The 24,606-nt window shown below is 73.6% G+C and carries 23 protein-coding genes and 1 pseudogene; 17 read left to right on the top strand and 7 right to left on the bottom strand.

Annotation, left to right across the window (positions count from 1 at the left end; all coding sequences use genetic code 11):
- Positions 1-189: 189 nt before the first annotated feature.
- The 4 genes and pseudogenes from ACIGWZ_RS29955 to ACIGWZ_RS29940 all read left to right on the top strand — a co-directional run.
- Positions 190-1,239: pseudogene (locus ACIGWZ_RS29955) on the top strand (NAD-dependent epimerase/dehydratase family protein); the annotation flags it as partial.
- Entirely contained in the window at positions 1,228-1,965 is a 738-nt protein-coding gene (locus ACIGWZ_RS29950) for a glycosyltransferase family 2 protein (protein ID WP_400069856.1), read from the top strand. The pseudogene ACIGWZ_RS29955 and the gene ACIGWZ_RS29950, both read left to right, overlap by 12 nt.
- Entirely contained in the window at positions 1,962-2,642 is a 681-nt protein-coding gene (locus tag ACIGWZ_RS29945; protein WP_400069824.1) for a DUF2064 domain-containing protein, read from the top strand. The genes ACIGWZ_RS29950 and ACIGWZ_RS29945 overlap by 4 nt, the downstream gene beginning before the upstream one ends.
- Positions 2,639-3,472, top strand: a complete 834-nt coding sequence (locus tag ACIGWZ_RS29940) for a methyltransferase domain-containing protein (RefSeq protein WP_400069823.1) — start codon at positions 2,639-2,641, stop codon at positions 3,470-3,472. The genes ACIGWZ_RS29945 and ACIGWZ_RS29940 overlap by 4 nt, the downstream gene beginning before the upstream one ends.
- Before the next feature lie 391 nt (positions 3,473-3,863).
- Here the strand turns inward: ACIGWZ_RS29940 and ACIGWZ_RS29935 are convergent, their stop codons facing one another.
- Positions 3,864-5,123: a molybdopterin-dependent oxidoreductase gene (locus ACIGWZ_RS29935; RefSeq protein WP_400069855.1), complete on the bottom strand. Its 1,260-nt coding sequence runs from the start codon at positions 5,121-5,123 to the stop codon at positions 3,864-3,866.
- Positions 5,124-5,347: 224 nt separating this feature from the next.
- Here ACIGWZ_RS29935 and ACIGWZ_RS29930 point away from each other — a divergent pair, with 224 nt between their 5' ends.
- Entirely contained in the window at positions 5,348-6,709 is a 1,362-nt protein-coding gene (locus ACIGWZ_RS29930; protein ID WP_400069822.1) for a hypothetical protein, read from the top strand.
- Here the strand turns inward: ACIGWZ_RS29930 and ACIGWZ_RS29925 are convergent.
- Positions 6,668-6,976 (bottom strand): hypothetical protein, encoded by a 309-nt coding sequence (locus tag ACIGWZ_RS29925; RefSeq protein ID WP_400069821.1) that lies wholly within the window; start codon positions 6,974-6,976, stop codon positions 6,668-6,670. The genes ACIGWZ_RS29930 and ACIGWZ_RS29925 overlap by 42 nt on opposite strands.
- A gap of 178 nt (positions 6,977-7,154) precedes the next feature.
- Between ACIGWZ_RS29925 and ACIGWZ_RS29920 the strand changes: the two genes are divergently transcribed.
- Positions 7,155-7,679 carry a MarR family winged helix-turn-helix transcriptional regulator gene (locus tag ACIGWZ_RS29920; protein ID WP_400069820.1) on the top strand — a complete coding sequence of 175 codons (525 nt, stop codon included), beginning with the start codon at positions 7,155-7,157 and terminating at the stop codon, positions 7,677-7,679.
- Between the two features lie 54 nt (positions 7,680-7,733).
- Here ACIGWZ_RS29920 and ACIGWZ_RS29915 read toward each other — a convergent pair whose 3' ends face one another.
- Positions 7,734-8,954 carry a serine hydrolase domain-containing protein gene (locus tag ACIGWZ_RS29915; RefSeq protein ID WP_400069819.1) on the bottom strand — a complete coding sequence of 407 codons (1,221 nt, stop codon included), beginning with the start codon at positions 8,952-8,954 and terminating at the stop codon, positions 7,734-7,736.
- A 571-nt stretch (positions 8,955-9,525) separates the two neighbouring features.
- Between ACIGWZ_RS29915 and ACIGWZ_RS29910 the strand changes: the two genes are divergently transcribed.
- From ACIGWZ_RS29910 to ACIGWZ_RS29865, 10 genes are all read left to right on the top strand, one after another.
- Entirely contained in the window at positions 9,526-10,218 is a 693-nt protein-coding gene (locus ACIGWZ_RS29910) for an isochorismatase family protein (protein ID WP_400069818.1), read from the top strand.
- 111 nt (positions 10,219-10,329) lie between these two features.
- Positions 10,330-10,713: a VOC family protein gene (locus ACIGWZ_RS29905; protein ID WP_400069817.1), complete on the top strand. Its 384-nt coding sequence runs from the start codon at positions 10,330-10,332 to the stop codon at positions 10,711-10,713.
- Between the two features lie 278 nt (positions 10,714-10,991).
- Positions 10,992-11,384, top strand: a complete 393-nt coding sequence (locus ACIGWZ_RS29900) for a hypothetical protein (protein WP_400069816.1) — start codon at positions 10,992-10,994, stop codon at positions 11,382-11,384.
- A 173-nt stretch (positions 11,385-11,557) separates the two neighbouring features.
- The gene (locus tag ACIGWZ_RS29895) at positions 11,558-12,025 is read left to right on the top strand and encodes an ATP-binding protein (RefSeq protein WP_400069854.1); all 468 of its coding nucleotides are present in this window, start codon (positions 11,558-11,560) and stop codon (positions 12,023-12,025) included.
- 36 nt (positions 12,026-12,061) lie between these two features.
- Entirely contained in the window at positions 12,062-12,652 is a 591-nt protein-coding gene (locus tag ACIGWZ_RS29890; RefSeq protein WP_400069815.1) for a hypothetical protein, read from the top strand.
- A gap of 126 nt (positions 12,653-12,778) precedes the next feature.
- Positions 12,779-13,216 (top strand): hypothetical protein, encoded by a 438-nt coding sequence (locus tag ACIGWZ_RS29885; protein ID WP_400069814.1) that lies wholly within the window; start codon positions 12,779-12,781, stop codon positions 13,214-13,216.
- 107 nt (positions 13,217-13,323) lie between these two features.
- Positions 13,324-14,463 carry a PLP-dependent cysteine synthase family protein gene (locus ACIGWZ_RS29880; protein ID WP_400069813.1) on the top strand — a complete coding sequence of 380 codons (1,140 nt, stop codon included), beginning with the start codon at positions 13,324-13,326 and terminating at the stop codon, positions 14,461-14,463.
- Positions 14,460-15,761 (top strand): MFS transporter, encoded by a 1,302-nt coding sequence (locus tag ACIGWZ_RS29875; RefSeq protein ID WP_400069812.1) that lies wholly within the window; start codon positions 14,460-14,462, stop codon positions 15,759-15,761. The genes ACIGWZ_RS29880 and ACIGWZ_RS29875 overlap by 4 nt, the downstream gene beginning before the upstream one ends.
- 285 nt (positions 15,762-16,046) lie before the next feature.
- The gene (locus tag ACIGWZ_RS29870; RefSeq protein WP_400069811.1) at positions 16,047-18,104 is read left to right on the top strand and encodes a phosphocholine-specific phospholipase C; all 2,058 of its coding nucleotides are present in this window, start codon (positions 16,047-16,049) and stop codon (positions 18,102-18,104) included.
- Between the two features lie 175 nt (positions 18,105-18,279).
- Positions 18,280-18,687 (top strand): cupredoxin domain-containing protein, encoded by a 408-nt coding sequence (locus tag ACIGWZ_RS29865; RefSeq protein WP_400069810.1) that lies wholly within the window; start codon positions 18,280-18,282, stop codon positions 18,685-18,687.
- A gap of 100 nt (positions 18,688-18,787) precedes the next feature.
- Here ACIGWZ_RS29865 and ACIGWZ_RS29860 read toward each other — a convergent pair whose 3' ends face one another.
- Positions 18,788-19,972 carry an Ig-like domain-containing protein gene (locus ACIGWZ_RS29860; RefSeq protein ID WP_400069809.1) on the bottom strand — a complete coding sequence of 395 codons (1,185 nt, stop codon included), beginning with the start codon at positions 19,970-19,972 and terminating at the stop codon, positions 18,788-18,790.
- Between the two features lie 140 nt (positions 19,973-20,112).
- Complete coding sequence (locus tag ACIGWZ_RS29855) at positions 20,113-21,087, bottom strand: DUF6777 domain-containing protein (RefSeq protein ID WP_400069808.1); 975 nt, start codon at positions 21,085-21,087, stop codon at positions 20,113-20,115.
- A gap of 507 nt (positions 21,088-21,594) precedes the next feature.
- Between ACIGWZ_RS29855 and ACIGWZ_RS29850 the strand changes: the two genes are divergently transcribed.
- Positions 21,595-22,878, top strand: a complete 1,284-nt coding sequence (locus tag ACIGWZ_RS29850; protein ID WP_400069807.1) for a streptophobe family protein — start codon at positions 21,595-21,597, stop codon at positions 22,876-22,878.
- Positions 22,879-22,956: 78 nt separating this feature from the next.
- Here ACIGWZ_RS29850 and ACIGWZ_RS29845 read toward each other — a convergent pair whose 3' ends face one another.
- Positions 22,957-23,970: a serine/threonine-protein kinase gene (locus ACIGWZ_RS29845; protein ID WP_400069806.1), complete on the bottom strand. Its 1,014-nt coding sequence runs from the start codon at positions 23,968-23,970 to the stop codon at positions 22,957-22,959.
- Entirely contained in the window at positions 23,967-24,602 is a 636-nt protein-coding gene (locus ACIGWZ_RS29840; RefSeq protein WP_400069805.1) for a hypothetical protein, read from the bottom strand. Before ACIGWZ_RS29840 ends, ACIGWZ_RS29845 begins: the two co-directional genes overlap by 4 nt.
- Positions 24,603-24,606: the final 4 nt, after the last annotated feature.

Below are 24,606 nucleotides of genomic sequence, written 5' to 3'. Positions count from 1 at the left end.
TCAGCAGGCAGGGGAAAACCGCCCCCGACCTGAGCATATGCCTGATATGCCGGACCGAAATACGGTCCTGCCGCTCTGTTATCAAATCGCCGTCCAGCGGCCCGCGCGGGCGGCCGGGGATCTTACGGACCCATGACGCACCGTCCGTCGGACGGGCCGGAACGCCCCGCCGCATTTAGCGTGACCGGCATGCGTGTACTGGTCACCGGCGGCGCCGGATTCATCGGATCGCAGATCGTCGCGGCGCTGGCGGCCCGCGGGCACGAGCCCGTCGTCCTCGACGCGCTGCTGCCCTCCGCCCACCCCGAACCGCCCCCGCCCCGGCCGGGCGAGCGCCGCATCGTCGCGGACGTACGGGACCGGGCGGCCGTCGCCGAGGCCCTGCGGGGCGTGGACGCGGTCTGCCACCAGGCGGCGATGGTGGGCCTGGGCAAGGACTTCGCGGACGCGCCCGACTACGTCGGCTGCAACGACCTGGGCACCGCCGTGCTCCTCGCCGAGATGGCCGCGGCCGAGGTCGGCGCCCTGGTGCTCGCCGGGTCGATGGTGGTCTACGGGGAGGGCCGCTACACCTGCCCCGAGCACGGGGTGGTGCGGCCGGGCCCCCGTGCGGCCGCCGATCTGGACGCCGGGCGGTTCGAGCCGCGCTGCCCCTCCTGCGGCGCGGAACTGCGGCCGGGACTCGTCGCCGAGGACGCGCCCGTCGACCCGCGCAATGTGTACGCGACGACCAAACTCACCCAGGAACATCTGGCCGCCTCCTGGGCGCGCGCAACCGGCGGCCGCGCCCTCTCGCTGCGCTACCACAACGTCTACGGGCCCGGCATGCCCCGCGACACCCCCTACGCCGGCGTGGCCTCCTTCTTCCGCTCGGCGCTGGCCCGCGGCCAGGCGCCGACGGTGTACGAGGACGGCGGCCAGCGGCGGGACTTCGTGCACGTACGGGACATCGCCGCGGCCAACGCGGTGGCGCTGGAGGCCCTGGCGGAACGGGATGCGGGGACGCTGACCGCGTACAACACCGGCAGCGGAGAACCGCACACCGTAGGGGAGATGGCCCGCACGCTGGCCCGGGCCTGCGGCGGACCGGAGCCGGTCGTCACGGGGGAGTACCGCCTCGGCGACGTCCGGCACATCACGGCGTCGTCGCGGCGGATCGCCGACGAGCTCGGGTGGCGGGCGGAGACCGGATTCGCCGACGGCATGGCCGAGTTCGCCCGGGACGGCATGCGGGCCGCCCCGGCCGGACCCGCCCTCACCACCCCACGCCCGGCCCCGGTGGACGTCGTCCTCCCCTGCCTGGACGAGGCCGCCGCGCTGCCCTGGGTCCTGGCCCGCATCCCGGACGGCTGGCGGGCCATCGTCGTCGACAACGGCTCCACCGACGGTTCCGCCGCGCTCGCCCGCGACCTCGGCGCCACCGTCGTCCACGAACCGCGCCGCGGCTTCGGCGCCGCCTGCCACGCCGGACTGCTCGCCGCCGACGCCGACATCGTCTGCTTCTGCGACTGCGACGCCTCCCTCGACCCCGGCCTGCTCGCCCCGTTCGTACGCGCCGTACAGGACGGCGGGCACGACCTCGTACTGGGCCGCCGGCGCCCGCAGGGCCGCGGCGCCTGGCCCCCGCACGCCCGGCTGGGCAACCTCGCCCTGACCCGGATGCTGCGCCGCCGCACCGGCCTGCGCCTGCACGACCTCGGCCCGCTGCGCGCCGCCCGCCGCACCGCCCTGCTCGGCCTCGGCCTCACCGACCGCCGCAGCGGCTATCCGCTCCAGATGGTCGTCCGGGCCGCCGACGCGGGCTGGCGCATCGAGGAACGCGACGTCCCCTACCGCCCGCGCACCGGCCGCTCCAAGGTCACCGGCACCTGGCGCGGCACCTGGCACGCGGTGCGCGATATGCGCGGCGTGCTGCGGCAGCCGCCGCCCCGCACGGGCGCCGAGGCACGGGGGGCGGCCCGATGAGCGACGCGCACGCGGCCGAGGTGCCGCCCGCACCCGCCCCGGGCCCGACCGCGGTCCTGGTCATCGCCAAGGAACCGGTCCCCGGCCGGGTCAAGACCCGCCTCACCCCGCCCTACACACCCCACGAGGCCGCCCAACTGGCCGAGGCCGCCCTGCGCGACACCCTCCAGGCCGTCACCACCATGCCCGCCCGCCGCCGCGTCGTCGTCCTCGACGGCCGCCCCGGGAGCTGGCTGCCCGCCGGCTTCGAGATCCGGCCGCAGTGCGCCGGCGGCCTCGACGAACGACTGGCGGCGGCCTTCGCCGACAGCCCCGGGCCGACGCTGCTCATCGGCATGGACACCCCCCAGGTCACCGCCCAACTCCTCGCCCCCGCCCTGCAACCGGACGCCTGGCAGCACTGCGACGCCTGGTTCGGGCCGGCCGACGACGGCGGTTTCTGGGCGCTGGGCCTGGCCGACCCCGACCCCCGACTGCTCCGCGGCGTACCGATGTCCACCCCGCGCACCGGCGCCGCCCAGCGCGCCCGGCTGACCGACGCCGGACTCCGGGTGCGGGACCTGCCGCCGCTGCGCGACGTCGACACCGCCGCCGACGCCGAACACGTCGCGGCCGCCGCACCCGGCGGACGCTTCGCCGCAACTCTCGCCCGGCTGACGGCGGTCGCCGAGCGATGAGCCCCACCACGAACCGCGCCCCGACCTGGGGCGCCGACCCGTACGCCGACGCGCTGCGCAGCGGCCGCGGCCCGCTGTTCCTGCGCCGCCCGGACGGCTGGCTGCTGCCCCTGGACGTCGAGCGCTGGTGCGCCGGGGCGGACGTCGCCGACCTGTCGGCGCTGCGCCGCTGCGAGGGCCCGGTCCTCGACATCGGCTGCGGCCCCGGCCGGCTGGTCGCCGCGCTCGCCGCCCGGGGCCGCCGGGCGCTCGGCATCGACGTGAGCGAGGCCGCGGTGACCCGTACCGTCGCGATCGGCGGCGCCGCCCTGTGCCGCTCGGTCTTCGACTCCCTCCCGGACGAGGGGAGTTGGGGCACCGCCCTGCTGCTCGACGGCAATATCGGCATCGGGGGCGACCCCCGCGCCCTGCTCCTGCGCACCGCCGAACTGCTCACCCGGCGCGGGCTGCTCATCGTGGAAACCACGGCCGCGGACGTCGACGAGCAGGTCCAGGTACGGGTCGACAGCGGCCACGGCGGCCACCGCGCGGCGGGCGCACTGTTCCCCTGGGCCCGGGTGGGCACGCCTGCGCTGCTGCGGTACGCGGCCGCCGCCGGCTGGGCGCCCGAGGAACAGTGGTCCGTCGCGGAGCCCCGGACTCACCGGCCGGAGGCCGCCGAGCGCCGCTTCGTGGCCCTGCGCCGCCGCGCCCGCGCCGCCGTACCGCGCAGCCGGGGCGCCACCGCACCGCCCAGCAGCAACAGGGCCGACACCGCGAACAGCCCCGCGGTGATCAGCAGCCAGCGGACGAGGAAGACATCCCCGGGCAGGCCGGTGGTCGACTCGTAATGCGCCGCCGAGGCGCCGGCCGGCAGTCCTGCCGAGCCGGCGATCAGCGGAAACCACACCAACAGCAACAGCCCCGACAGCGCGCCGGGCACCCGGACATACATCGTCCACGCCCGGTGCCGCCCCGACCGGGCGAGGGCCGCGCCCACCGCCCGGTCCGCGAGCGCATACAGCGGCAGCAGCACCAGGTCGTGCACCAGCGCCGCCCCGACGAACCACACCACCACCAGTGGCCACTGCGCCCCGCCGAGCAGCCGCAGCCCCGCATACCCGGTGAGCGCGAACGAGGCGAACATCAGCAGCAGATGCAGCGCCCCCTCGCCGTACCGGGGACGGCGCCCGATCCGCCGCAGCAACGCCCCCGCCGACGCCCCCGGCTCCGCCGGCCGCCTCATCGCAGCTCCCCGAACGTCAGCCGCGCCACCCACTTGGTGTTGAGCACCCCGGGCGCCGCCGGAACGATGATCCGCGCCGGATAGCCGTGGTCCTCGGACAGCTCCGCACCGCCCACCCGCAGCGCCAGCAGCGAACGCCCGTCCCGCACCTGGTTGGCGCGCAGCGCGGCCCGCCGGAACGCCCCGTGCAACTGGAGCGACTCCACCAGGACATCCGGCGGCCGCTCACCCAGCCCCACCAGCGCGGCGAGATCGCGCAGCCGCACCCCGCTCCACAGCTGATCGTCCGTCGACCAGCCCTCGACACAGGCGATCGGCAGCGCCGACACATGCTGGGGCAGCCGCAGCAGCTCGGTGCGGCCGAGCCGCACCTGCCGCCCGCCGCCCTCGACCGTCAGCCGCCAGTCGTCACCGGTGTCCTGCGGCCGGATCCCGGCATGCGCGGCGGTCTTGTTGATCTGGAAACCGTTCGGGCCGCTCCCGGGATCCGCGCCACCGTGCGGCGCCAGCAGCGCCGTACGACGCCACCACCCCCCGACGCTCTGCCCCGCCGTCGTCGCGAACAGCAGCAGCGAACCGCCGCCGACCAGCCACAGCGCGCCACGCCGCGACACGGTCGGCGCGGCGGGCCGCGGCGCGACCAGCCCGGTGTCGTCGGCCTCCGCAACCGGGTCCGTCCGCTCCCGCAGCGCCCGCACCGTGCGCGGGAACCGCAGCACCACATGCGCGACGAACGCACCGATGAACACCCACGCCCCGTAGAAGTGCAGCGCATAGAACGACCCCGGGAAGAGGTAGTCCAGCTGGACGTTGAGAATCCCCGTGAGGAACTCGAACAGCGCCCCACCGACCAGCAGCAGCAACGACAGCCGCTCCAGCGCATGCCCCGGCGACCGGGCGGGCGGCAGCGTGAACAGTTTCGGGATCACCGACCACAGCTTCGCCAGCAGCACCGGCACCAGCGCGATGCCGAGGGTGACATGCACCCCCTGGGTGACGCGGTAGAGCCAGTGCGGACCGGTCGGCCAGGCAAAGAGAGAGAAGCCCAACAGCCCCTTGCCCGGCGTCTTGTCGTTGACGCCGCCGGCCAGATCCGGGTTGTACGCGGCGTACGACAGCAGTCCGGTCACGAACAGCAGCGTGATACCGGCCAGCAGCACGACGCCGAGCAGCGCCGTCAGCCGGGGGCCGCGCAGCGGACTGCGCCAGAACGACGGCGAGGTAGGGGGAGTGGGCACGGGAAAACGGGCACGCATCATGGGTCCTCGACGGATCGGGTGTCCTCGACGGATTGCGCGCGGCGAGGGTCCGCCGCCGCGTTTCGACCGTATGCGGCAACCGGCGCTCCCAGGCGGCCGCGACGCATGACGAAACTCTGACGTCGCCACGGCACGGCGGCCGTTGCGGCCCACCGGCGACCTAGCGTTCCGGTGTGATCCCTCGAGTGCTTCCCCGTACGACGCCCCGTGCGACGCGTCGCATGACGTCCGGAGAACGCCGCGTGCGCCGCGCCGATCTGCTGGCCGCCGCCGTCGGCATCCTCCTCGTCACGGCCGCCGCCGTCATCGGCACCCTCATCCAGCGCGCCAACGGCAGCCTGCACGTCAACTGGCCCCCGCTGTACGCCTCATGGTTCCCGCACCTCGGCCCCGGCACCCCCGCCGCGCTCACGGCCGCCGTCCTCGTCATCGCCTACGGCCCCCCGCTGGCCGCCCGCCTGCCCTGGCGCGCCCTCGTCCTCACCAGCTGGCTCGCGGCGATGGCCTGGACCTGGTCGCTGGCCCTGATAGACGGCTTCGGGACCGGCATCGCCGGCCGCCTCACCACCTCATACGAGTACCTGACCGTCATCCGCCGCTTCGACCACCTCGGCCCGGCGCTGCGCGACTTCACCCACCACATCCTTCTGCACCACGGGCCGGACTCCTGGCCCGCCCATGTCGCCGGCCACCCGCCGGCGGCCGTCCTCACCTTCGTCGGCCTCGACCGCATCGGCCTGGGCGGCGGCGCCTGGGCCGGCGTCTGGTGCCTCACCCTCGGCACCTCCGCCGCGGCCGCCGTCCTCGTCGCCCTGCGCTCCCTCACCGACGAGCCGACCGCACGCCGGGCCGCGCCCTTCCTCGTCCTGGCCCCGGCCGCCGTCTGGGTCGGCACCTCCGCGGACGGCTACTTCGCCGCCGTGGCCGCCTGGGCCCTCGCCCTGCTGACGCTCGCCGCGACCCGCTCGGTGCGCGCCCCCGCGGCGGCTGCTCTCGCCGCGGGCCTCCTCTTCGGCCTCACCTGCTACCTCTCCTACGGCCTCACCCTGGTCGCGCTCATCGCCGCCGCGATCTTGCTGATGAGCCGCACCCTCCGCCCGCTGCCCCTCTTCCTGGCCGGTGCGGCGGCCGTCGCGGCCGCCTTCACCCTCGCCGGATTCGACTGGTGGGAGGGCTACCGCCTGCTGGTCGAGCGCTACTACCAAGGCGCCGCGGCGGTCCGCCCGTACGCGTACTGGATCTGGGCCAACCTCGCCTGCACCGTCCTGATCACCGGCCTCGCCACCGTGGCCGGCCTCCGGCGGACCCTGGCGGCGGCACCCCCGGCCCTACGGCGGCTGCGGCGGCTCCCCGGCACCGCCGCCGACCGCCAGGTCCTGCTGACCCTGGCGGCCCTGGCCGCCCTCCTCGCCGCCGATCTCTCCGGCATGAGCAAGGCGGAGACCGAACGCATCTGGCTGCCGTTCGCCGTCTGGCTGCTGCCCGCGGCCGCCCTGCTGCCCGCCGCCCGGCACCGCCACTGGCTGACGGCTCAGGCCGCCCTAGCCCTGGTCATCAACCACCTTCTGTACACCGGATGGTGACGACCAGTCGGGGTAGCTGGACCATGCGAACAGCGAACGCGACGCATTCACCCGGCCGGGGCGCAGGATCCGCAGCGGCCCGCGATTGCAGGCGGGGCAGTCCGCGCGGGTCAGCGGCGAGGCGACCCGCCGGCCCCCGACGAAGTAGTCGGTTCGCCGCTGCCCGGCCAGATCGGTGGCGTGCCGGATCTCGTACTCCTGCTCCCACCCGTATCCGCAGTGCAGGCAGACGAACGAATACGCCTCGTGAACGGTCTCGGCGTCCATGGTCACCACTGCCTTTCCCGGGCCCGGCACACCTGCGCACCGGGCACGGATCCGTGCCGCATCTCTCCATTATTGCGCCGTGCAACGGCAAGCGCGGAGTGTGCGGACGCGGGGCGCCCGATGCTGCCGGAACAGGCCTGCCATCAGGGGAAACGCGCTCACCGGGTATAAAGACGGCATGGTCGCCAAGGGACACGACGCGCACTCCGGGCCCGATCGCGGACTCGACGACGACGCCGAGGAGGTGATCGCCGCCGTGCTGACCGCCTCCCGGCTGCTGGTGGCGATATCGGCGCGGGCGCTGGCCGAGACCGAGCCCACGCTCACCCTGCCGCAGCTGCGCGCCCTGGTGGTGCTGGACAGTCAGGGCCCGGTCAAGCTCGCCGCACTGGCCACCGCGCTGGGGGTCAACCCGTCCACCGCGATGCGGATGGTCGACCGGCTGGAGGCGTCCGGCAACGTCAGCCGGCAGGCCAATCCCGGCAACCGCCGCGAGGTCGTCCTGAGCCTGACGGCAACGGGCCGGGACCTCGTCGAGCGGGTGCTCTCCCACCGGCACGCGGAGATCGCCGACATCGTCGCCCGGCTGCCCGCGGAACAGCGCGCCGGCCTGATCACCTCGCTGCGTGCGCTCACGGACGCGGCCGGTGAACCCCGCGTCGCGCCCAAGCCGGCGCCGCCACCGGAGTCGGCAGCGCCGTAGGCCCCCGGCGGACGGGCGGATGGGCGGACGGGCGGGAGCGGATCCGGCGCGCGTTCACCCCGGGGCAGCCCCGCCACGCGTCCGCTCCAGGGCCTCGTACGTCGCCGCGATCAGCCCCAGATTGCGCGGGTCGGCATCACCGGTGGCTCCGGTGCCGTACTTGTTCATCGCATACGCATAGGACATGCCGTTCTCCGGATCCGCGAAGGCGTACGAGCCACCCGCGCCGCCATGCCCGAAGGCCCGCGGATTGGGACCGGCCTGACTCCGATGATTCAGCATGAAACCCAGCCCCCACCGCCGCTCCGTCCCGGGCGGCGCGAGCGCGTCGATCGCCAGATCCGGCTCGTTCGGCAGGCTCTGCGCCTCGCGCATCGCCTCCAAAGTGGCGGGCCGTACGAGCGTCCCGCCCGCCAGCGCGCCGTAGACGGTGGCCAGACCGTGCGCCGAGGCGTGCGCGTTGCCCGCCGGGATCTCGGCCGAGCGATAGGCGGCGCTGTTGACATCGCCGGTGGGGATGTAGGTCAGCGCCAGCATCACCACGGCCAGCGGGTGGTCCGACAGCGCATGGAACGGCGGCTTCGGAATGCCCGGGAACCGCTCGGCGATCCGCGCCTCGTCCAGTTGCCCGACCATCTCCGCACACCGCGCGTGCTCCTCCGCCGGCGTACCGATGAAGACCCGCGCACCCAGCGGCTCCGCGATCTCGCTCCGCAGGAACGCCCCGAGCGACTGCCCGCTGATCCGCCGGACCACCTCGCCCACCAGATAACCGAACGTCACCGCGTGATACCCCTGCGCGGTACCCGGCTCCCACCACGGCGGCGCGGCGGCCAGCGCGGCACACACGTGATCCCAGTCGTAGACATGGCGCGCGGCCACCGGCTCGCGGGGCGCGATCACCCCGGCGCGGTGGCTGAGCAGCCAGCGCACGGGTATGTCCTGCTTGCCGGCCTGCGCGAACTCCGGCCAGTAGCGGGCGACCGGTGCGTCCAGCTCCAACTCGCCCCGGTCCACGAGGAGATGCGCGCACAGCGCGGTCATCCCCTTGGAGGTCGAGTAGACGTTGACCAGGGTGTCGTGCTCCCAGGCACGCGTCCGCCCCGCATCCGCATGCCCGCCCCACAGGTCGACCACCGCCTCCCCGTCCACGGTCACCGTCACCGCCGCGCCGACCTCCCCGTGCACCCGGAAATTCCGTGCGAAGGCCTCCCGCACGCCTTCGAAGCCGGGCGCGCAGTGTCCGCTCACGGCGGCTTCCCCCGCCTCCGCCATGGTGACTCTCCCTCGCGTCGTCCTCATGCCCGTCCGTCCTCTTCGCACGCGCCGTTCACACCCGTGCCCCTGGCGCGCGCTCGTTCTCGTGGGTGTCGTGTCGTGGGTGTCGTCTCGTGCGTGTCCTGTCGTGGATGTCCTCTCGTGCGTGTTCGGTCGGGGGTGCCGTCCCTGCGGGTGCCGTTCCCGTGCGTGTCCGTCCGGTGCGTGTTGTTCCCGTAAGGGCGTTCCGACAGGGGCTGTTCCGTACGGGATGATCCGTCCGGTCGATGCCCGTGGCAACTACGAGAGCCCGTACGGCTCAGCGGGGCGTGTCCGGATCGCACCGCCGGCCGGGGACGGCCTGCGGCGGTGCCGACGGCCGGGGAGGGCCGCCGAATGACCCGCGAGGGTGCGCCCCGCGGAGCGCGGTCGGGCGCGCCGGGGTCGCCGGTCGCCCGAACCCGGCGTTGAGCCGGGCTGGTTGACGGCCCTCCGCCGTCCGTACGGTGCGCCGCCGCAGACGCTCCGGGTGCACCTCCGCGGCCCCTCCCGCCCGTACGTTCCCGACGCCTGCCGCACGATGGGACGCATGACCGAGCCAGCGATCTGCCGTCACCCCCAGGCCCTCCACTCTCACCCCCAGCTGCACCCCGTCGAGGCCCTGATCGTCGTCGACATGCAGACGGCCTTCGTCTCCGGCGGCGACGCGGTGCCCGACGCGGCCCGGGTACTCGACCGCAGTCGTGACCTGATCGCGCGTGCCCGAGCCGCCGGCACCCTCGTCGTCCATCTCCAGAACGACGGCCCGCCCGGTGCCGTCGACGAGCCGCACACCCCCGGCTGGGAACTCCATCTGCCGGTCGAACCCGGCCCCCTGGAGTTCGTGGTCCGCAAGACGGACGACGACGGCTTCGAGGACACCCCGCTGGGCACCCTCCTCGCCGACGCCGGTGTCCGGGCGCTGGCCATCTGCGGTGTGCTGTCCGAGATGTGTGTCAGCGCAACCGCCCGAACGGCCCTGGCGACCGGTTTCCGCGTCGTCCTGCCGCACGACGCGCACGCCACCTACGACATTCCGCCGGCCCCCGGCATCAGCGACCTGGTTCCGGCCGCAATGTCCTCGCGCGCCGCCGAATGGGCCCTCGGCGACGAGATCGAAATCCTCGCCCACGCCGCGGACACCACATTCACCGGCGCACCGTGCCCTGCCGGTCACGTCCGCACGCCCTCCACGGACCGCCCGCTGCCGCCGGTCGGCGATCCGGACGGCATCCACCGATGAGTCGCCACGCCCGGCGGCGTCTACCAGGGGAGCCTGACCCGTAGGACCCCATGCTCACCCCGACAGCCGTCGCGCATACCCCGCCGTCCGTGCATGCCCCAGGAGGCCCCGATGTCCGCCACCACGCCGACCGCACCCGCCGCCATCCAGCCGGTGATCGTCACCCCCGACCTCGCCCGGCTCCAGGCCTTCTATGCCGGCCTCCTCGGCGCCGAGGAGGTCACCCGCGTGCCCGACGAGGGGCCGACCTTCTTCGTCTCGCTGCGGCTGGGCAACGCCGAGCTGGGCATTGTGGCCGACGCGGAGGTGGAGACCGGCACTCCGACCAGGATCCTGCTCAGCGTCACCGTCGACGACGTGGACGGTCTCCTGGAGCGGGTCGAGCCCCTCGGTGGGAAGGTGCTGGGCCCGCCGAACGACATGCCCTGGGGTCAGCGCGTCGCGCATATCCAGGACCCGGACGGCAACGCGGTCAATCTGACGCAGCCCGTCTGAATTTCCTTCCTCCCTCCCCCCTCCCTCCCGCTCCCTCCTCCCCTTCCTCTTCCTCGATGTGTCCTCATGCGCTGCCTCCTCCGCCTGCCTTCTTCTCGCCTGCCGTCGATGGGCGGTCGCGTGGTCACGATGCGCACTCGCTGATTACTTACGGTAATGCTCTGGGGGTGTGTGGGGAAGTTGCGCCCATTTAAACCACTCGTTCGAGTCTCCGGTCGCACACCGTGGGCCATGGGGCGAGCCTGGAAGCGTTCGGCTCCCAGAGGAAGGCCCCGACAGTGAACAGCGCGGAACAGACGTCACACACGGAACACCCGCAACACTCGGACGAGGTCGTGGTGGAGATCGTCGGCTGTGCGACGCAGGACGCGCATGCGGTCTTCAGCGCCTTGCGCGAATCCTTCGCGTCCGACCGGGCCGCGGACGACGTGCCCACGGAGGTGGCCGGAGCCGGCGCGACGGTGTGGACCGTGACCATCGATGTGAGCGAACTGCGGGCCGAGGCCGCGCCGCGGCCGCTGACCGCGCCGGTGACGGTCGATCTCCAGGGCGGCTACTGGGCCGTGGCCCGGCTGCGCGAATGCCTGACCCATGCGTTCGCGGTACGGATCGTCGGTACGGCCGCGGGGGACCAGGAGCAGGAGGTCCAGCTGCGGCTGGAGACCCGTTGACGCCGCCCGATCGCAGCAAGAGCCGTTGCGGGCCCCCTGCCGACGATTCACCATGTCACTGACCCGTATGTGACAGTTCGTCACCATCGATGCCCGCGCGCGTTCGCCGCTCGTTCGGGGGCGATGGTCCAACGAGGTGACGCAGATGAGCCTCGCGGTGAGGAGCCACGATGATGATGCTGCCCGGCGACCGTCACTACGCGGTCGAACTGCAGGCCTCGGCCGAACGCGTCCCGCAGATCCGGCGCATCGTGGCCGCGCACCTGCGGTACTGGCAGCTCGAACCGCATATCCCGCCGGTGTGCCGGGGAGTGACGGAGCTCGTGACCAACGTGCACCGCCATATCGGCACCGACGCCCGGTGCGTGGTCGAACTGCGCTGGGCCGGCCGGCAACTGACGGCTTCCGTTGCCGACGACGGACCGCGGCTGCCACCGGTGCGCCGGGTGGGCCGCGGCGGGCTCTCGGCGATCGCGGCGCTGAGTGACAGCTGGGGCAGCTGCGGGACGCCCACGGGCAAGGTCATCTGGTTCACCCGGCGGGTGGGGTCGGCCCGCGTGACCCGGTTGACGGGCCGGGTGCCGCTGCGCAGCGTGCCGGACGTCAAGGTACGGCCGACTCCGGTCATTTCTCTGGCCTGACGCCGGGTGTCCGGCGCGGGAGGTTACGATCGCGGCATGGCAACGGCGTGGTCGCCCCTTCGCAGCGTGCGGGACCGTGGTTCAGCGGTCCCGTTCCGGTTGCTGTGGCCGGCCCTGATGCTGCTGTTCTGCGTGACCGTCGCGCATGGCGCGCGGGCGGAGAGCGCGGAGGGGCATCTGGCGAGCGCCGTGCCCGCCGCTTCCGCGGTGCCCGCCACGTCGGTCGTGCCCGCCGCATCCGTGGTACCCGTCGCATCCGTGGTGCCCGCCGTGCCCGCTGTCGTCCTTGCGCCCGCCGTCTCGGACGCCGTCGAACTCGAGGCGGACACGCCCTCATCGTCCGTGCAGCGCACGGCAGTTGACGAAGGCCGCGAGGGCCACGGCGGCGACGAGGGCGTTCACGGCTTCGGCGGCGGCCTTCCCGGGGACCCCTCCCACGCGCACTCCTCCGAGCTGTGTGTCTCGGGGCAGCCGCAGCAGGGCGTCGGGCTGGCCCTTCCCTGCGCCGCGACGGTGGCCGCAGCTCCGGTGCCTGCGCCGCGGTGGGCCCGGTCCGGGGCGGCCGGTGAGGCATCGGCCCTGCCTCCGTTGCGCAGCGCTACGGGCTCCGTCGTTCGGCAGGTCTAGATTTCCGGCCGATTCCGGCCCGCGTCCGACTCCGCCGCTCCTCGCTTCCGCTGCTCGCGCCGATCCCGCCGTTCCGCGTTCCGTTGTCGTTCGCGGACGAGGCGGAGGTCGCGCCATGGAGGACCCGTGTCGCTTCGCCCCCGCACCTTCCCCCGCCCCGTACCGTTCCGCTTCCCGTTCCCCCGCACGCGGTGGCCGGTCGCCGTACTGCTGCTCCTCGGTGCGCTGTTGCTGACCGCGCTGCCGTGCTCCGGCGCGGGCGGCGCGGGCCACCGGCATCCGGCGGGCGCCACAGCGGTGCCCTCGGCGCGCCATGCGCCGGTGGCGGAGGCCCCGGAATCGGACGGTCCGCATGCCGAGTGCGGGCACGGGGCGGCCGGCCGGATCCCGCAGGGGCGGGCGGCCGCCGGGGACGGGGGCGGCGCCCCGGTGGCGGGTCTCGCCGCGGCCGTGGCGGCGGCCGTGACCGTGCGGCATCCGGCCATGGGGAGCGGAGCCGCGCGGTGCGGACCGGCGCGCGGCGGGCGCCGGACGCTCGCCGTCCTGTGCAGGTGCCGGATATAGGAGCCGCCCCGCGGCCGGCTCTTCGGACCGGCCGCCGCGCGCCGTGCCCAGCGGCCCGGTGCGCGTCAGGAGCGTCCCTGTCCCTGCACAACCAACGAGAGCGACTCATGCACTCTCTTCCCACCCTGCCCACCGTCCCCGTCACCCCCGACCCCACGCGAGTCCGGCCCGCCCGTGCGGACTCCGGCATGCCCGGCCTCGTCGGCAACACCCCCGTCCTGCACATCTCCGAGCCGCTCACCCCGCCCGGCCGCGGCTTCTGGGCGAAGCTGGAGGGCCGCAATCCCGGCGGCATCAAGGACCGCCCCGCCCTGCACATGGTCGAACGCGCCCGCGCCCGCGGCGAGTTGCGGCCCGGCGGGCGCATCATCGAATCCACCAGCGGGACCCTCGGGCTGGGCCTGGCGCTCGCCGGGATGGTGTACGGGCATCCCGTCACCCTGGTCACCGACCCCGGCCTGGAACCCTCGATGACCCGGCTGCTGACCGCGTACGGGGCCGGGGTCGAACTCGTCCCGGAGCCGCACCCCAGCGGCGGCTGGCAGCAGGCGCGCCGCGACCGGGTGGCCCGGCTGCTGTCCGAGCACCCCGGCGCGTGGTGCCCGGACCAGTACAACAACCCGGACAACACCTCCGCCTATCTGCCGCTGGCCCTCGAACTCGCCTCCCAGCTCGGCCATATCGACATGCTGGTGTGCAGCGTGGGCACCGGCGGACACTCCGCGGGGGTGTCGCGGGTGCTGCGCCAGCTCTATCCGGAACTGCGGCTCGTCGGGGTCGACACCATCGGCTCGACCATCTTCGGGCAGCCCGCCCGCCCCCGGCTGATGCGCGGACTGGGGTCCAGCATCTATCCGCGCAATGTCGCCTATGAACAGTTCAGCGAGGTGCACTGGGTCGCGCCGGGCGAAGCGGTGTGGACCTGCCGCCGGCTGGCGGCCTCGCACTACGCCACCGGCGGCTGGAGCGTCGGGGCGGTCGCGCTGGTGGCGGGCTGGCTCAGCCGTACCGAACCGGCCGGGACGCGTATCGCGGCGGTCTTCCCGGACGGGCCGCAGCGCTATCTGGAGACGGTGTACGACGACGAGTACTGCGCCGCCCACGGACTGCTCGATGCCCCGCCGGCGGACGGGCCGGAGACGGTGCGGCGCCTGGACCAGAAGGAGGTCACCGCCTGGAGCCGGTGCGCCAGTGTCGTCGATCCGCTCACCCTGCGGGAGACGGCTTCCGAGGGGGCGGGCCGGTGAAGGGCACGCTCGCGCAGGTGCGTTCGTACGAGCGCAGCGTCCAGTTGCTGATGGTCAATCAGTTCACCATCAATCTCGGCTTCTACATGCTGATGCCCTACCTGGCCGCGCATCTGTCCGGGACGCTGGGGCTGGCCGGGTGGCTGGTCGGGCTGGTGCTCGGCGTCCGTAACTTCAGCCAGCAGGGCATGTTCCTGATCGGCGGCACTCTGGCCGACCGGCTGGGGTACAAGCCGCTGATCGTGGCCGGGTGTGTGCTGCGGACGGCGGGGTTCGCCACGCTGGGACTGGTGGACTCGCTGCCCGCGCTGCTGGCGGCGTCCGCGGCCACCGGGCTGGCCGGGGCGCTGTTCAATCCGGCGGTGCGGGCGTATCTCGCCGCGGAGGCGGGGGAGCGCAGGCTGGAGGCCTTCGCGCTGTTCAACGTCTTCTACCAGGCGGGCATTCTGCTCGGCCCGCTGGTGGGCATGGTCCTGACCGGGCTGGACTTCCGGGTCACCTGCCTGGTCTCGGCCGGGATCTTCGCGCTGCTGAGCATCGTGCAGATCCGCGCGCTGCCCGCCCGCGGCGGCGACGGTGCCCAGGGCGGCGCGGACGGGGCCGGGCGGCGCGAGGGCGTGCTCTCCCAGTGGCGGCGGATCCTGGCCAACCGGCCGTTCCTGCTCTTTTCCGGCGCCATGATCGGCTCGTATGTGCTGTCCTTCCAGGTCTATCTGGCGCTGCCGCTGGAGGTGAAGCGGCTCGGTGGCGACGGGGAGTTCGGTACGGCCGCGGTGGCGATGCTGTTCGCCGTGTCGGGGCTGAGCACCATCGTCGCGCAGACGCGGGTGACGGCCTGGTGCAAGGCGCGGCTGGTGCCCGGCCGCGCCCTCGCCTGGGGGCTGCTGACGATGGGTCTGGCGTTCGTGCCGCTCCTGGCGGCCGGTGCGCTGCCGGTCCCGGAGGCGGGCATCGGCCGCTGGGCGCTGGCGGCACTGCCGCCGGCGCTCGCCGCGCTGCTGCTCGCCCTCGGCACGATGATCACCTACCCGTTCGAGATGGACACCATCGTGCGGCTCTGCGGCGACCGCCTGGTCGCCACCCACTACGGGCTCTACAACACCATCTGCGGCATCGGCATCACCTTGGGCAACCTCCTCACCGGGGCCGCCCTGGACGCCTCCCGCGCGGCCGGGCTGCCCGCCCTGCCCTGGCTCGTCCTGGCGGCGCTGGGCCTGGCGTGCAGCGCCGCGCTCTACGGCCTGCACCGCACCGGCCGACTCGGACCGGTCGGCAGGCCGGCGGCGGCCATGGCCTGAGCGGGCCGGCGGCCGTCCCCCTGGGCGCAGGGGGACGGCCGCCGTCTTGCTCCCTTACCTCCCCCGTGCCCGAAATATCCGCGCGCGTCGTCGTGTCACGGCCCCGAGCAGGGAGTTCGTCGTGCGTACCGCGAGGTGTCGCGTGAGGGACACCCCCGCTTCCCTGACGCTGGTTCCTCTTGGAACACTCTGCTGAGCCCTGATTCCTTACGGCCCTTCACCCGTCCGCACAGCGCGATCCCCCGTTCCGCACATTCCCCCACACACCGAGAGGTTCTCGCACTCATGGCTGAACTCAACCGGCGCCGCTTCCTCCAGATAGCCGGCGCCAGCGCGGGCGCCGCCGCCCTGTCGAGCAGCATCGCCCGCGCCGCGGCCATCCCGGCCAAGCGGCGCTCCGGCTCCATCAAGGACATCGAGCACATCGTCGTCCTGATGCAGGAAAACCGTTCCTTCGACCACTACTTCGGCTCCATGAAGGGCGTCCGCGGGTTCGGCGACCCGCGCCCGCTCACGCTGGCCGGCGGCAAGTCGGTCTGGCACCAGCCGAACGGCGGCCAGGACGTCCTGCCCTACCACCCGGACGCCGAGAACCTGGGCATGCAGTTCATCGAGGGCCTCAACCACGACTGGGCCGGCGGCCACAAGGCCTGGAACGACGGCAAGTACGACAGCTGGATCCCCGCCAAGGGCACCGGCACGATGGCCTACCTGACGCGTAAGGACATCCCGTTCCACTACGCGCTCGCGGACGCCTTCACCATCTGCGACTCGTACCACTGCTCGATCATCGGGGCGACCGACCCCAACCGCTACTACATGTTCTCCGGCCACGTCGGCAACGACGGCTCCGGCGGCGGCCCGGTCCTGGGCAACGAGGAAGCCGGGTACGGCTGGACGACGTACCCGGAGCGGCTGGAGAAGGCCGGAATCTCCTGGAAGCTCTACCAGGACATCGGCGACGGCCTGGACGCGGCCGGCAAGTGGGGCTGGATCGACGACGCCTACCGCGGCAACTACGGCGACAACTCCCTGCTCTTCTTCAACCAGTACCGCAACGCCAAGCCCGGCGACCCGCTCTACGACAAGGCCCGCACCGGCACCAACGCCAAGCAGGGCGACGGCTACTTCGACCGCCTCAAGGCCGATGTGAAGGCCGACAAGCTCCCCCAGATCTCCTGGATCGCCGCCCCCGAGGCGTTCTCCGAGCACCCCAACTGGCCCGCCAACTACGGAGCCTGGTACGTCTCGCAGGTTCTGGACGCGCTCACCTCCAACCCCGAGGTGTGGAGCAAGACCGCCCTGTTCATCACCTACGACGAGAACGACGGCTACTTCGACCACGTCCTGCCGCCGTTCCCGCCGGCCGACGCCAACCAGGGCCTGTCCACCGTGGACAGCAGCCTCGACCACTTCTCCGGCAGCGCCTCCTACTCGGCCGGCCCCTACGGCCTCGGCCAGCGCGTCCCGATGCTCGTGGTCTCCCCCTGGAGCACCGGCGGCTTCGTCTGTTCCGAGGTCCTCGACCACACCTCGATCATCCGCTTCATGGAACAGCGCTTCGGCGTCCACGAGCCCAACATCTCGCCCTGGCGGCGCGCCATCTGCGGCGACCTGACCGCCGCCTTCGACTTCGGCCTCGAGAACACCAAGCCCGCCGCGCTGCCGGACACCGACGGCTACGAGCCGCCGGACAAGAACCGCCACGACAGCTACGTCCCCAAGCCGCCCGCCAACCCCGTACTGCCCAAGCAGGAGGCGGGCTCCCGGCCCACCCGCCCGCTGCGGTACGCCCCGCTGGTGGACGGCGCCGCCGCGCCGTCGGACGGCAAGTACGCGCTCACCTTCAGCGGCGGCGACGCGGCCGGTGCGTGCTTCACGGTCACCTCCGGGAACCGCGGCGACGGCCCGTGGACCTACACCACGGAGGCCGGCAAGAAGATCTCCGACGCCTGGAACACCAAGTACTCCAAGGACTCCTACGACCTGACGGTCCACGGTCCCAACGGCTTCCTGCGCGTCTTCAAGGGCCCCGGCAAGACCGCCGGCCCCGAGGTCACCGCCCGCCACGACGCGACCACCGGAAACCTCGCGCTGACCATGACGAACCCGGGCACCGCCGACAGCCACCTGACGGTCACCAACGCCTACGGCGGCGCGAGCGAGACCTTCACCGTGCGCGCCGGTGCCACCGTCAAGCACACCGTGGACCTGCGGGCCGGCAAGCGCTGGTACGACGTGTCCGTGGTCGCGGACGGGGACGCCTCGTTCCTGCGCCGGTTCGCCGGGCACGTCGAGAACGGGCGGCCGGGCGTGAGCGACCCGGCGATCATCACCGGCTGAACCGCCGGCCGAGCGCCGGGGGCCGGTACCGCGCGTACCGGCCCCCGGCGCGCCTCCATGGCAGGCCGCGGGCCTGCGGGGAGTACGCCGAACGCCGCGCGCCGATGGCCGGGCGGCGGGGGCTGCGGTCTAGTGGGTGGGGCGGGTGGCCCGCCCCGACCCCTACGGAGAGACCATGCCGTTCCCGCATCGCCGCCGGCCCCGCCGCGCCGTGGCCGCCGCGGCCCTCGGCATCGCGGCGGCCCTCCCCGCCTGCTCCCAGACCACCGGCGGCTCACCGGCCGCCACGACGGCGCACTCGCCCTCGGGCGCACCGTCCGCCGGCGGCCGGATCCGCATCACCGCCAAGGACTTCACCTTCGTCCCCGCCGTCCTGACCGTGCGCCCGGGGGTGAAGATCACGGTGACCGACAAGGACTCCGCGACGCACACGCTGACGGCCACCGGCGACAAACTCTTCGACACCGGCGACATCGAACCCGGAACGAGCGCCACCTTCACCGCACCCGCCAAGGCCGGGAGCTACCCGTACTTCTGCACCATCCATCCGTACATGAAGGGCCGCCTGGTCGTCCGTGGCTGAGCGCCGCGGGGGCCCGCGGCGCCGTGGTCTCACACCGCTTGCGCCCGGCGGCCGCGCCCGCGGCCCGTGCAGCGACCGCGGGCGACGGCCCGGACGTCCGTCACTTCAGGGCGCTGCGCTGCTGCCACTGCTGCCAGCTCTCCTGCCAGACCTCGAGGCCGTTGCCGACGTCGGTCTTGTTGGGGTTGCTGGTTCCGTTCACCTCGACCGTGGAGCCGATCGTCAGGAAGTCGTAGACCTTCTTGGCGTCGCCGGTGGACATCCCGAAGCAGCCGTGGCTGGTGTTGGCCACGCCGAGCTTGTTGTTCCAGGGCGCGGAGTGCAGGAACGTACCCGAGGCGGTGAGGTGGGTGACCCACTTCGAGTCCAGCATCCATTCGTTGCCGTGGCCGATGGTGGAGGAGTCCATGGTCTCGGCCGCGTTCTTGCTGCGTACGGTGTGCACGCCGCCACGGGTGGGGTCCTGCGGGGAGCCCGCGGAGCCGACGACGCTGTCGACCTTCTTGCCGTTCTCGTACATGGTCAGGGTGTGCGAGGGCACATCGATGACGGCCTTGTGGTCGGCGCCTATGCGGAAGCCGAAGTTGTAGTCCCGGGCGAACCAGCCGCCGTTGTCGCCGGAATCGATCCCGGCCAGCGCGCCCTTGACGGAGACCTTGGTGCCCGAAGGCCAGTAGTCCTTGGGCCGCCAGTCGATCCGGTCCTTGCCGGAGTAGTCCTTCACCCAGCCCCAGGCGCCCTCGACATGAGGCGTGGTGGTGACCGTCAGCGCCTTTTCGATCCCGGCCTGCCGGTCCTTGGCCACCGGGTTGTCGAAGAGGATCGAGACCGGCATTCCGGTGCCGACGGTCTGCCCGCCGCCGGGGGTGTTCGTGAGCTTGTTGACCTTGTCGGCCGCTTCCGTGGTGAAGACCGAGGTGGCGGCGGATTCCTTGCCGCCCGTCGACTTCGCTCGGGTCTTCACGGTGTAGGTGGTCTTGGGCCGGACCTTGCCGTCCGACGCCCACGCGGCGCCTCCGGCGGAGAGCCGCCCGTCGACCTTGGTGCCCTGGTCGTCCTTGACCTCGACCGAGGTGAGCTTGCCGCCGTCGGCCCGTATGGATATGGCCGAGCCCAGCTTGACCGACTTGCTGCCCGCGGCAGGGGTGACGGTCACCTTGGTCGTGGGCTCGTCCGCCTTCGACGAGCCCGCGGCGCCGCTCGTCCCGCAAGCGCTCAGCAGGGTGGCCGTCGCTATCAGGGCGGGCAGGAACCGGACGGGATGGCGGCGAGGTGCGGCGTGCACGAGGGACCTCCAGAGCAGACAGCTGACGGCGGGGAACCCGCCGCACATACAGAGGCTTTGTCTGCTTCGGAGGTTGTCTGGGGGATCGGAGATTTATGACACGGTTCGGTCTCGTGGTCCCCGGGGTCGGCGACCGGGGCTCACGGGCTGACCTGCCCCGTCTCGCCGCCCGTGGACGCCGGCGGGGGCGGGGAGGCGACGCCGGGCGACTGCGCGGTCGGGCCCCCGGTGCCGGCCCCGGTCCCGGTCCCGGTTTCCGGCGGGGTGGTGGCGGTCTCGTTGCCGGTGGAGGGGGGCTCGGACGACGAGGCCGAGGACGACGACGAGGGCGAGGTCCCGGGGGTGGTGGGGGTCCCGGAGGACGGGGTGCCGGAGGGGGATGCGGTCGGGGGCGGCGTCCACCTGTCGGTGTTGCCGTCGCCGCCCTCGGGGCGCCGGAAGTACTGGCCGGTTTCCGGGTCGTAGAGGACGAAGGACCTCACCTCGGTGGTGGCGGGCTGCACGGCCACCGTGTTCGAGGCGCGGTATCCGGGCCACGCCGTACCGGCCGTCCTCGCCCGGCTGCTGAGCGGCACCGGCCGCTGGAGAGGATTGCCGCAGGCGCAGCGCACCCGCGGCATGCCGCGGGAGTCGACGAGGACGGCGGTGCCGGCCTGCAGCACCGACTGGAAGCCGGTGGCCTTGCCGTCCTTGAAGCCGTGGTTGGTGACGCGGGTGTCCCTGCGCAGCTGTACGGGCGTCAGCGAACGCAGGAAGGACGGGACGGCGCCGACGTCGATACCCGTCGTGTCGGCGAACGCCCTGGCCTTGGCCTGGTCGCTCTTCAGGAACCGGATCTGCTGCTCGACGTCGCAGCTGGTGGTGTTCCGGCTGCCGCCGTACAGGCCGGGATCCGAGCCCTGGTACGTGGGTGTGCCGCCCGCGGTGCCGGGAGGTGCGCCGGAGGGCGTGGCGGAGGACGCGCTCGGTGTCGGTGTCGGCGGCGGGGAGGACTGCTTCGCCGTCGACTTGGTGAAGGGGTCGGGACCCGCCGCGGCGGCCGGCTGGAGGAACACCTCGCCCGCGCCGTTGCCGCTCGGGCGGGTCAGGACGACGGTCAGCGCGACGGCCGCCACGACGGCGGCCGCGACGATCGCGACCCGGGGCGTGGAGCGCCACCAGGGCGTACCGCCGCCCGGCCGGCCGACCGTCCCACCGCCTCCGCCTCCGCCTCCGCCTCCGCCGCCCCGGCCTCCGCCGCCACCGGACCCTCCGTCACCCGGGCCCCCGTCGCCGGGTCCGCGCGGCCGGTCCGGCTCCGTCGGCGGCCCGCCCGGCCGCGTCGGCCGCTCGGACGAGGGGCCTGACGGGGGGCCCGGCGACGGGTCCGGCGAGGGGCCGGAAAGCGGACCCGACGGCGGTCCGGTCGGGTGGCTGTCAGGCGGCGGCTGAGATGTCACGGGTCCCTCTTCCGGCGCGTGTGGGCCATCCGGCGAAGCGAGCGCCACCCGGAGTTTTGCCCGAGTTCGTCAATGTTCGTGCAATTGTGTGCCGGTGGCCGGTGTCGTCCGCAAGCGGGGTGGCCTGCGCGTGCTTACGGTGGGGGAGATTCCCCCTCGGTCCGCCGTCCGGCAGGAGGCAGCGTGAGCCAGCTGCGAGGCCCCGCAAGCAGTGGTCCCCTCCGTGTCTGGTGGGAAGCCCTGGCCGCCGCCGCGGCGGGCGTCGTCACCATGTACGTGGTCGCCTCGCTCGGACTGTGGGCCGCGGGTGCCGGGGACCTGCCCGGCGGCGCGTTCCCGCACGTCGTGGCCGCCACCGTCGTCGCCGCGGCGGGCGGTTCGGTCGAGCTGACGGGCGACGCCGGGGTGATCGCGCAGGCGGACGCCGCCCTCGATGCCGTACCCCTGTCGGTGACGCTGGCCGGCGCGCTGGTGACCGCCGCCGTCTTCCTGCGCCCGCTACGGCACCGCGCGGTGGCCACCGGACACGAACTGCTCGCCCGGGTCGCCCGTACGGCCGCCTTCTGGCTGCTGTTCCTGCTGGTCCTCGCCCTGGTCGCGCGCCACAGCTTCACGATCTCCGTGGGCAACGACCTCGCCGACGAGATCGGCGCGGAGCTGGGCGCGACCCCCACCGTCGGCTTCCGCGCCGATGTGCCCGCCACCCTCGGCTTCGGGCTGCTGTGGGTGCTGGCGCTGCTCGCGCTCACCTTCCTCGTCTCCCGCCGGGCTCCGCTCTCCTCCCCGCTGCTGCATCTGCAGAACTCCGTACGGCCGCCCGCCTTCGCGATGCTGCTGGTACTGCTCGCCTATGCGGCGATCGGGCTGATCACCGGCGTGATCGTGCTGATCGTCAAGGGCCATCCGGCCGAGACCCTCGCCGTGCTCTTCCTGGGGCTGCCGAACCTGGCCTGGATGGCGCTGGGCATCGGCACCGGCGGCGCCTGGACCGGCCACGTCGACAAGGCCATCGGGCTGCCCGTGCCACAGCTGCTCGACGACGTCCTGCGCACCCGGCACGGGGCACGCACCGTCGACCTGGCGTCCCTCGGCGAGCACGACGGCCGCGTCTGGCTGCTGGTGGCGGTGGCGGCCGTGGTCCTGCTTGGCGCCGCCTTCGCCGCGGCGGTCCGCTCCCCGGCCGGCACGCCCGCCTGGCGGCAGGCGGTGGAGCTGGCCGTGGCGCTCGCCGTCACCCTGCTCCTCGTCGGACTGATCACCCGGATCCTCGCCCACTACGGGCTCTCCCTGATCGGCGTCGGCGACCTCGGCGGCAACCTGGGCGGCGAGGTCACCCTGCAGCCGCAACTGCTGCGCCTGGTGGCGGCGGGCGCCGCATGGGGGCTGGTCACCGGGTACATCGGCGGCCTGCTGGCGCGGCGGGTCCGGCATCCGGGAGAGGCGCCGGAGCACGCGCCCCCGGCCTGACCGGGGTCTCGGTCAGCTGAACCGGCACCGGCCCGCACCCCGGAAGACGGACCGCACCGGCCCGGTCACCGGACAGTCCTAGGTACCCGGAAACACCGGCGTGGCCCAGCTCGGCGGTGGTGGGGGAGCGCCCGGGCCCGAGCGCACGGCGTCCGCGTCCACTCTCGTCGGGGGGTGCGCCTCGGGCCGCCCCGCCGGGGCGCCCCGCCCCGCCGTGCGCAGCGCCGCCACGAAGCCCCGGCAGGTGTCGTACCGCTCCTCCGGAGACTTCGCCAGCGACCGGGCGAACACCGCGTCGACGGCCGGCGGCAGGTCCGGGCGCCGTTCGGTCAGGGCCGGCGGCGGGTCGTACTGATGCGCCCACAGCAGCGCCATGTCGTCGTCGCGGCGGAACGGCGGCGCCCCGGTCAGCATCTCGAACAGCACACAGGCCAGGCTGTAGACATCGCAGCGGCCGTCCACCGGGCGCCCCGAGATCTGCTCGGGCGCCACATAGTCCAGCGTGCCGACGAACTGCCCGACGCTGGTGAAGCCGGTCAGCGACAGCGACTTCTTCGTCAGCCCGAAGTCCGTCAGATACGCGTGCTCGGGGCGGTCGCTGTCGGTGCCCTCGGCGATCAGGATGTTGCCCGGTTTGACGTCCCGGTGGACGAGGTCGTGGTCATGGGCGGCGTCCAGCGCGGAGGCCACCTGGAGGGCGATCCGGCAGGCGACCGCCAAGGACAGCGGCCCCTCGCGGGCGAGCAGCGCCTGCAGGTCCCGTCCCTCGACGTACCGCATGGCGATGAACAGCACGCCCTCGGTCTCCCCGGCCTCGAAGACCGGCACGATGTGCGGATGGTCGATGGCCGCGGCCACCCGCGACTCATGGACGAAGCGCTGCCGGAAGGTGTCGTTACGGGCCAGCTCGGGCGCCAGCAGCTTCACCGCGACCATGCGGCCGAGCCGCAGGTCCTCCGCCTTGTAGACGACCGCCATACCGCCCCGGCCGATCTCCTCCCGCAGCTGGTACCCGGCGATCCGGCGGCCGCGCAGCCCGGAGGAGCCGGCGGCGGGGGAGCGGTCGTCGGGCTCCGGCACTCCGGCGCTCACCGGAAGTCACCCAGGCGGGTGGGGGCGGGCGGTGGGCCGTTAGCCGCCCCGCCGTCCACCGGCGACGCCTCGTACGCCCCGGCCGGGGGGTCCTGGGAGTCCGGGGAGCCCGGAGGGTCCGGTGCGTCCTCTTCCCCGCTCCGTACCGAAGGCCCCGCCGCCACCGCATACGTCGCCAACGACACCCCGTCGCAGTAGCACCACCGCTCGTGCCGCGCGTCGTACAGCCACACCGCCTCGCCGTCCACGACCACCCCCACCCGCATGCCCCGGGTCCGCTGTCCGAACGACTCGCCGTCCAGCCGCCCCGCGGCCAGTTCCTCGACCAGCCGCCGATAGCGGCCGAGCTCGCTCTCGACCGCGCCCAGCAGCGGCCGGGGGTCCGCGGTCCGGGCGGGCGGCTGCCCGGCGGCGGGCGGACGGTGCGGGATCGGCAGCAGCAGCCGGCCGTCGACCCAGGCCGACCAGCCGTTGGAGCACAGTGCCAGCGCCCAGTCCCCCCGCCGCTCGACGACCTGGACGGGAAGCAACGGGTCGAGCGGCACCGTCGGCCGGGTGGCGTCCGGCGCGGACCAGGTCGCCATGCCGTCCGGCGGGACGATATGGCTGGGCAGGAATGCGGGCGCGGTCACAGGC

The organism is Streptomyces sp. NPDC053427, from assembly GCF_044544985.1.
GTDB lineage: Bacteria > Actinomycetota > Actinomycetes > Streptomycetales > Streptomycetaceae > Streptomyces.
Note: the sequence above shows the minus strand (reverse complement) of the source record. Positions and strands in the feature narration are given on the sequence as shown.

Coding starts and splice junctions, on each gene's coding strand:
- ACIGWZ_RS29925 (WP_400069821.1), bottom strand. CDS start 6,976: ATGGACGCCGAGACCGTTCACGAGGCGTATTCGTTCGTCTGCCTGCAC.
- ACIGWZ_RS29930 (WP_400069822.1), top strand. CDS start 5,348: ATGACGTCCGGAGAACGCCGCGTGCGCCGCGCCGATCTGCTGGCCGCC.
- ACIGWZ_RS29920 (WP_400069820.1), top strand. CDS start 7,155: ATGGTCGCCAAGGGACACGACGCGCACTCCGGGCCCGATCGCGGACTC.
- ACIGWZ_RS29950 (WP_400069856.1), top strand. CDS start 1,228: ATGCGGGCCGCCCCGGCCGGACCCGCCCTCACCACCCCACGCCCGGCC.
- ACIGWZ_RS29915 (WP_400069819.1), bottom strand. CDS start 8,954: ATGGCGGAGGCGGGGGAAGCCGCCGTGAGCGGACACTGCGCGCCCGGC.
- ACIGWZ_RS29935 (WP_400069855.1), bottom strand. CDS start 5,123: ATGCGTGCCCGTTTTCCCGTGCCCACTCCCCCTACCTCGCCGTCGTTC.
- ACIGWZ_RS29945 (WP_400069824.1), top strand. CDS start 1,962: ATGAGCGACGCGCACGCGGCCGAGGTGCCGCCCGCACCCGCCCCGGGC.
- ACIGWZ_RS29890 (WP_400069815.1), top strand. CDS start 12,062: ATGGCAACGGCGTGGTCGCCCCTTCGCAGCGTGCGGGACCGTGGTTCA.
- ACIGWZ_RS29895 (WP_400069854.1), top strand. CDS start 11,558: ATGATGCTGCCCGGCGACCGTCACTACGCGGTCGAACTGCAGGCCTCG.
- ACIGWZ_RS29880 (WP_400069813.1), top strand. CDS start 13,324: ATGCACTCTCTTCCCACCCTGCCCACCGTCCCCGTCACCCCCGACCCC.
- ACIGWZ_RS29940 (WP_400069823.1), top strand. CDS start 2,639: ATGAGCCCCACCACGAACCGCGCCCCGACCTGGGGCGCCGACCCGTAC.
- ACIGWZ_RS29905 (WP_400069817.1), top strand. CDS start 10,330: ATGTCCGCCACCACGCCGACCGCACCCGCCGCCATCCAGCCGGTGATC.
- ACIGWZ_RS29870 (WP_400069811.1), top strand. CDS start 16,047: ATGGCTGAACTCAACCGGCGCCGCTTCCTCCAGATAGCCGGCGCCAGC.
- ACIGWZ_RS29910 (WP_400069818.1), top strand. CDS start 9,526: ATGACCGAGCCAGCGATCTGCCGTCACCCCCAGGCCCTCCACTCTCAC.
- ACIGWZ_RS29865 (WP_400069810.1), top strand. CDS start 18,280: ATGCCGTTCCCGCATCGCCGCCGGCCCCGCCGCGCCGTGGCCGCCGCG.